Annotated in this window: 2 protein-coding genes; both read left to right on the top strand. The window is 69.7% G+C overall.

Annotated features, from left to right (window positions below; all coding sequences use genetic code 11):
- Window positions 1-193: 193 nt before the first annotated feature.
- The gene (gene cls, locus AC04L7_RS16365; protein WP_436000702.1) at window positions 194-1,603 is read left to right on the top strand and encodes a cardiolipin synthase; all 1,410 of its coding nucleotides are present in this window, start codon (window positions 194-196) and stop codon (window positions 1,601-1,603) included.
- 41 nt (window positions 1,604-1,644) lie between these two features.
- Window positions 1,645-2,592, top strand: a 948-nt coding sequence (locus AC04L7_RS16360) for an FAD/NAD(P)-binding protein (protein ID WP_475513426.1), incomplete at its 3' end; no start/stop codon positions are given.

The following is a 2,592-nucleotide window of genomic DNA, read 5'->3' as shown; positions in this document are numbered from 1 at the left end:
ATCCAGCGCCTCTCAGAAAACCCCGCCTCGGCGGGGTTTTCTGTTTTCCGGCTTCGGCGAGCCAAAAGCTGCCCCTCATCCGTCCTTCGGGCACCTTCTCCCCGCATGCGGGGAGAAGGATTCCGTGGCGGGTTTTCTTTTAGCCGTCTGCCTGCCCAGAATCAGGCATCCCCTCCACGGACACCCGCCCCCCATGGACTGGTCCTACGGCACCGCGCTGCTGATCCTCGACTGGCTGATCCGCCTGGCGGCGCTGTGGTGGATTCCCAGCCGCACCACCCCGGCCGCCGCGCGCAGCTGGCTGCTGCTGGTCGGCTTCGTGCCGCTGCTCGGCCTGCCGCTGTACCTGCTGCTCGGCCACCCGTGGCTTTCGCGGGAACGCATCGAGCGGCAGGCGCGCGCATCGGACGTGATCCGCGAAGAACAGCGCCCCCTCAGCGCCCTGCGCTGGACTCCGCGCGAAGGCGCCGCCGCCGAAATGGCGCCCCTGATCGAACGCCAGGGCGCGTTCATGCCCACGCACGGCAATGCGGTCGCGCTGCTCGACGACTACGACGCTTCGCTGCGCGCCCTGCTGGACGACATCGATTCCGCCACGCAGCAGGTGCACCTGCTGTACTACCTGATGTTCGACGACGCAGTGGGCGAAGCGGTGACCGATGCGCTGTGCCGCGCCGCCGGGCGTGGCGTGACCTGTCGCCTGTTGCTCGATGCCGTCGGTGCCAAGCGCGGCCTGCGTGTCTACGCCGCGCGCCTGCGCACGGCCGGCGTGCAGGTGCACGCCATGCTGCCCGGCGGCCTGCAATGGCGCCGCAGTGGCCGCATGGACCTGCGCAACCATCGCAAGGTGGCGGTGATCGACAACGGCATCGGCTACGTGGGTTCGCAGAACCTTGCCGATGCCGTGTTCGTCGCCGGACACCCGAACCGCGAACTGGTGGCGCGCGTGCAGGGGCCCGTGGTGTCGCACCTGGAAGGGGTGTTCGCCAGCGACTGGTACATCGAGACGGGCGAGCGCCTGGCCGTCCAGCCCGACCTGTCGGTGCAGTCCGAGGACGTATCGACGCAGCTGCTGCCCAGCGGCCCGGCGTACCCGTTCGAGAATGCGCGCGACACCGTCAACGCGTTGATCCACCTCGCGCGTCGGCAGGTGGTCCTGACCACGCCGTACTTCGTTCCCGACGACGCGACCCTCAGCGCCCTGCGCATCGCGGCGCTGTCCGGCGTGGACGTACAGCTGGTCTTGTCGGCCACCAACAACCAGACGCTGACCGCGTGGGCGCAGCAGTCTTACTACGACGAGCTGCTCGCCTGCGGAGTAAAGATCGCGCTGTATCGCCCGCACTTCCTGCATGCCAAGCACCTGACGGTGGACGACGACATCGCGCTGGTCGGCTCGATCAACCTCGATATCCGTTCGTTCGCGCTCAACGCGGAGATCGGCCTGGTCTGCTATGACGCAGGCGTGGTCGCGCGCATCCGCGCGATCGAGGCCGAGTACCTGGCGCAGGCGGACGCGGTCGACCGCGATGCCTGGCGCCGTCGTCCCGGTTGGCAGCGCAGTCGAGAAGGCATCGCGCGGCTGGCGGACTCGCTGATGTAGCGGCGCGCGGACGTCATCGACCGTTCGCCTACAATGACGGCATGACATCCGAGACGAACCTTCCCCTGCCGCCCTGCGACCTGGCCATCATCGGCGGTGGCGCGGGTGGGGTGCTGGCGGCGATGCAGGCGCTGCGGCAGGCGACCACGCCGCTGCGCATCGTGATGATCGAACCGCGCGACGTGCTGGCGCAGGGCGTGGCCTATGCGACGACGCATGGCGAGCATGTCCTCAACGTACCTGCGGCGCGCATGAGTGCCTTCGACGACCGCCCCGAGGATTTCCTCGACCATGTCGTAGCCACCACGCCTGCCGGCGGCCCCGGTCGCCATGACCTGGCGCACGCGTTCATCGAACGGCGCCGCTACGGCGACTACCTGCGCACGCGCCTGCACGAGATGATCGCCGCCAGTCCGGCGTCGCTGCAGATCGTGCGGGACATCGTGTCCGAGCTCGACGCACGCGCCGACGGCGCGACGCTGCATCTGGCGGCACATGGCGCCCTGCTGGCCCGCGGCGTGGTGATGGCGGTCGGCAACACGCCCAAGCCGCTGCCGGCGCGCGGTGCACCGCAGCTGCCGGAAGGCCGCTCGCTGGCGGCGTGGGACTTCGACGCGGTGAAGGCCCTTCCGACCGATGCCGAGGTCTGCATCATCGGTTCCGGCCTGAGMATGGTGGACACCGTGCTGAGCCTGGCCGACAACGGCCACGCGGGACCGGTCCACGTGCTGTCCCGGCATGCGCTGCTGCCGCTGCCGCACTGCCATGGCGGCGCGGCGACGTTCGACCCCGCCCCGCTGCAGGCCCTCGACCTGCGTGGTCGCCTGCGCTTCCTGCGCCAGGCCGCGCGACAGGCTGTCGCCGATGGCCTGCCCTGGCAGGCCGTGATGGAGCGCATCCGCCCCCATGGCCAGGCGCTGTGGCAATCGATGTCCACGGACGACCAGCGGCGTTTCCTGCGCCATGTGGTGCGCCAGTGGGACGTGCAC

The organism is Pseudoxanthomonas sp. LjRoot204_2 (genome assembly GCF_056175765.1).
Note: the sequence above shows the minus strand (reverse complement) of the source record. Positions and strands in the feature narration are given on the sequence as shown.

What these genes read in the sequence shown, in the direction of transcription:
- cls (WP_436000702.1), top strand. Translation starts at nt 194, where the DNA reads ATGGACTGGTCCTACGGCACCGCGCTGCTGATCCTCGACTGGCTGATC.